General features: G+C 72.1%; 4 protein-coding genes and 1 pseudogene. 1 reads left to right on the top strand and 4 read right to left on the bottom strand.

Going from position 1 to position 4,052, the window contains the following annotated elements; genetic code table 11:
• Positions 1–729 (bottom strand): helix-turn-helix transcriptional regulator (locus GT042_RS37770; protein ID WP_161313181.1); only part of this gene is annotated, 729 nt, incomplete at its 3' end.
• A gap of 218 nt (positions 730–947) precedes the next feature.
• Between GT042_RS37770 and GT042_RS37765 the strand changes: the two genes are divergently transcribed.
• The gene (locus GT042_RS37765) at positions 948–1,415 is read left to right on the top strand and encodes an ATP-binding protein (protein WP_202534582.1); all 468 of its coding nucleotides are present in this window, start codon (positions 948–950) and stop codon (positions 1,413–1,415) included.
• A 13-nt stretch (positions 1,416–1,428) separates the two neighbouring features.
• Here GT042_RS37765 and GT042_RS37760 read toward each other — a convergent pair.
• From GT042_RS37760 to GT042_RS37750, 3 genes and pseudogenes are all read right to left on the bottom strand, one after another.
• A pseudogene (locus GT042_RS37760) lies at positions 1,429–1,752 on the bottom strand (hypothetical protein); the annotation flags it as partial.
• The gene (locus GT042_RS37755; RefSeq protein ID WP_161313180.1) at positions 1,746–3,500 is read right to left on the bottom strand and encodes a condensation domain-containing protein; all 1,755 of its coding nucleotides are present in this window, start codon (positions 3,498–3,500) and stop codon (positions 1,746–1,748) included. The pseudogene GT042_RS37760 and the gene GT042_RS37755, both read right to left, overlap by 7 nt.
• Positions 3,497–4,052, bottom strand: a 556-nt coding sequence (locus tag GT042_RS37750) for a hypothetical protein (protein WP_161313179.1), incomplete at its 5' end; no start/stop codon positions are given. The genes GT042_RS37750 and GT042_RS37755, both read right to left, overlap by 4 nt.

Here is a 4,052-nt window from a genome sequence, read left to right as displayed (position 1 = left end):
CGAGACCACACTGCGGTGTTCGACGCCGGGGAAGTCGAGGATGGTGAACGGTGTACTGGAGACGCTGGCCGCGCCCGCCTCGAACGGGATCACGCGCAGGTTGACGTGCTGTCGTCTGGCCGACGTCAGCAAGTGGTCCAGCTGGGCTCGCATGGCGTCCCGTCCGCCTACCACCGCCCTCAGGGCCGACTCCAGGCACAACGCGTCCAGGGTGGGAGGGTGTTCACGGGTGAGCACGCCCTGACGCTTCTGCCGTACGTCGATGAAGATCTCACGGTGCTCCGTGGCCTCGTGTTGCTGCCCGAACTCGACCAGGGCGGCCACGTACTCCCTGGTCTGGAGGAGGCCCGGGACATACGTGCCGCTGTGGCAGAAGATCTTCTCGGCCGCGTCCTCAAGGTAGAGGTAGCGGTACGAGTCCGCCGTGAACACGGCCTGGATCTCGGGGCGTTCGTACCACGCGCGGCCGAACGACCGGCCCTGGTCGATCGCGGCCCTCAGGGCGGCGCGTTCGTCGACGCTCGCCCCGTACGCCTCCAGCATCTCTTCGAGCTGGTCGGGGTTCGGGAACGCCTTGCCCCGTTCGATCTTGCTGATGTTGTGCCGTGAGCACTCCAGACGCACCGCGATGTCGTCCTGCCGGAGGCGCGCGTGCTCGCGCAGTCGCGCAAGCTCCCCGCCGACCTTCCGCATGGCGAAGATCGCGTTGGTGTTGACGCTGACGGGCACCGGTTCCCTCCGGGTGGCATGACGTCCGATGGCAGCAGCGTAGCGCGCAGGCCCGCGCGTATGACTCTTCCGAGCGACTTCCCGCGTACAACTTGCGCGCGACGAGTCGCGCGACTCATGCTGGGTGGCGCGCACCGGTGCCACGCGCCCGGGATGCGTATCCCTGTGTCATGCGTGCCCGACGGCCGTCATGACCTCTACTGCCGGAGGTACGAGTGGTGGACCAGCGTCGATACGTACTCGCGGTCGAGCGGTACCCCTGTACCGCCCTCGCGGTCGGGGAGGCGCGGGCCCTCGCGGGGCGCGTCTACGCGCCGTACCCGTGGGTGGACCGCGACACCGTCAAGCTGCTGGTGAGCGAGACGGCCACCAACGCCGTGCTGCACGCGGGCGGCGGCGGATTCGACCTCATCTGCCACTCCCCGGTGCAGGGTTCGGTCCAGATCGAGGTGCACGACCGGAGCCAGGCCGAGCCCAAGAGGCGCCCGCACACCGCGTTGGACAGCCACGGTCGCGGGCTGGAGTTACTCGACCTCCTCGCCCCGGGGTGGGCCGTCGTCACGACGATGACGGGGAAGGGGTTGGTCTTCACGCTCACGGCGGATCCGCCCGAGTCGGCCTACCGGCGGCTGCTGGAGCGGGTGTTGCTGGGGTTGGGCGGGAGCGTTCCGCTGGACGAGGGGTGAACGCCCGCGCGCCTCACGAGGACTTGTTGCGGTCCTCCAAGTAGCGGGTGTGGGTTTCCTGGCGGCGGGACTCCGCCTCGCGCAGCGCCGTCGCCAGGGTGCGGGACTCGTCGTACAGCACCGTCAGTTGGCGTTCCAGGTGGCGTTCCGGGGGGTCCGTGGTGGGTTGGAGGCGGGTCCACCAGCGGGTGCGTACGTACGTGTCCACCGACTCCGGGATGTCCTGGCGGATCGCCCGGGACAGCGTGTGCACCGCCTCCGGGTCCTGGGTCAGGGCGTCCGCGACCCAGCCGGGTTCCAGGAGGGCGGCCAGGACTTCGGTCAGTTCCGTCAGGCGGCGGACTCCGGATGGACCGGGACCGCTTCGAAGGACCCGGGTCCCGCGTGCTCCTCTCCCATGTCCAACACCGGCAGCTCCGGGGGGAGTCGGACCGGGAAGGCACCGAGGGTGAGGGCGAGGACGGGCGCCGCGGCCTTCACCAGCCGGGCCAGTCGCTCCGACGGCTGCGCCGGGTCGAGCGGCAGCCAGCAGGCCCCCGCCTTGAGGACCGCGAGCTGCGCGACGACCACGGACGCCGAGCGGGGCAGCAGCAGGGCCACCGTGTCCCCCGGCGCCACACCGGCCAGGACGAGCCGGGCCGCCAGCAGGTCCGACGCGGCGTCGAGCCGCGCGTAGCCGAGAATCTCGCCGTCGGTGTCGACAGCGGGCGCGTCCGGCGTCCGGGCCACCTGCGCGGCGAACCGCCCCGTCACGGTGGCGGGTTCGGCGACGGCGCGGGACGGTCCCGCCGCGAGGGCGAGCAGCCGGTCGTGTTCCGCCTGCGGAAGGGCGTCGATGTCCTGGGCCAACTGCTCGGAATTCTCCGCGAGTTGTTCCAGTACGCGGACGACGCCGCGGGTGATCGCGGTGGCGGAGATGCCCCGGCGGCAGCTCACCGACAGCAGCATCCGCTCCTCGGCGACGGCGGCGATGGTGACCGGGTAGTGGGTCGCGTCCGTCACCGTCACCAGGCGTACCGTGTCGGGCCCGTCCTGGGTCGGCGGCGCCTGCGGGAAGTTCTCGAAGGCGAGGATGGAGTCGAAGAGTTCACCGGCCCCGACGGTCCGCTGCACCTCGGCGACGCGGGCGTGGTGATGGGCCAGCAGGCGGGACTGCTCGTCCTGGATCCGGCGGAGCAGGTCCCCGGCGCTCTCGCCGTCCCGGAGTCGTACCCGTACCGGCAGGGTGTTGATGAACAGGCCCACCATGGACTCGACGCCCGGCAGGTCGTGCGGGCGTCCGGAGACGACCGCGCCGAAGACCAGGTCACGGGCGCCGGTCAGCCGGGCCAGGAGCAGCGCCCAGGCCACCTGCACGACGGTGTTGAGGGTGACGCCCGCCTCGGCGGCCCGGGCGGTCAGCGTCGCGGTGAGCGCGGCCGGCAGCCGCAGCTGGGTCCGGTCGGGCGCGGTGTCCGGGCCGTCCGGTGCCAGCAGCGCGGGCCGGTCCAGACCGTCGAGCGCCTCGGCCCACGCGGTGTCGGCCTTGTGCTGGTCCTGCCCGCTCAGCCACACCAGGTAGTCGCGGTAGGGCACGGGGGGCGGCAGCGGGCGGCCCGCGACCAGGGCCACGAGGTCCCGTTCGAGGATCGGCAGCGACCAGCCGTCGAGCAGGATGTGGTGGAAGGACACGATCAGTTCGGCGCCGGTGTCGTGCCGCAGGAAGGTGGCGCGGACCAGGGGCGGGCGGGCCAGGTCGAAACGGAGCGCGGCGTCCTCCCGCAGTACCTCCTCGGTCCGTACGGTGACCTCGTCCAGGCTCAGTCCGGTCAGGTCCACCTCGGTCCACGGCAGGCGGACGGCCTTCGGGACGACCTGGACGGGCCGGTCGAGGCGCTCGTGCCGGAAGCAGGCGCGCAGGTTGGGGTGACGGGCGAGGAGGGCGCCGACCCCGGCCCGTACCGCGTCCGTGGCGACGGCGGCGCCGATCAGGAACCGGGCCTGCACCAGGTAGGGGTCGGGGCCTCCGGTGTCCCGGGCGGCGTGGAAGAGCAGTCCTTCCTGGACCGGGGAGAGTGGCAGTACGTCCGCGATGCGCGCGTTCATCGTCGTCCCCCTGGGTGGGCGGAGGCTCCGGGGCAGTCCGTGCCGTGGATGCCTTGGATGCCGCCGACCGGATCGGTGTCGCTGTCCGTGTCGGATTCCGTGTCGAGGTCGCCGAAGTCGCCGAACTCTCCGAAGTCGATGTTCTGGCCCAGAAGTTCCAGCTGGTCGCCGGTGAGGTCGACCAGCGGGAAGTCGGACGGGGTGTGGACGGCCCCGCCGTCGGGACCGCAGTGGTCCGCGAGGACGCCGAGCGCCTCGGACCAGGCCGCCGCCAGGGCGCGTACCTCGTCCTCGGTGAACACCCCGGCCGCGTAGGAGAAGCTCGCCTCCAGCAGGAGACCGCCGTTCTCCTCGCGGGACAGCACGTCCACCTCCAGCGCGTGGCCGAGCGGTACGGCCTCGGGACCGACGTCGAGCAGCCGTCCGCCCGCCGCGTCGGACTCGGCGAACCTGCCGAGGTAGTTGAACCGGACGTCGGGCGCGGCGAGCGCGGCGAGCGCGGGCCCGGCCGTGGGGTGGAGGTAGCGCAGCAGGCCCCAGCCGAGGCCGCCC

Source organism: Streptomyces sp. SID3212, from assembly GCF_009865405.1.
Lineage (GTDB): Bacteria > Actinomycetota > Actinomycetes > Streptomycetales > Streptomycetaceae > Streptomyces.
The sequence above is the reverse complement of the archived record's forward strand: the minus strand, read 5'-3'. Positions and strand labels throughout refer to the sequence as shown.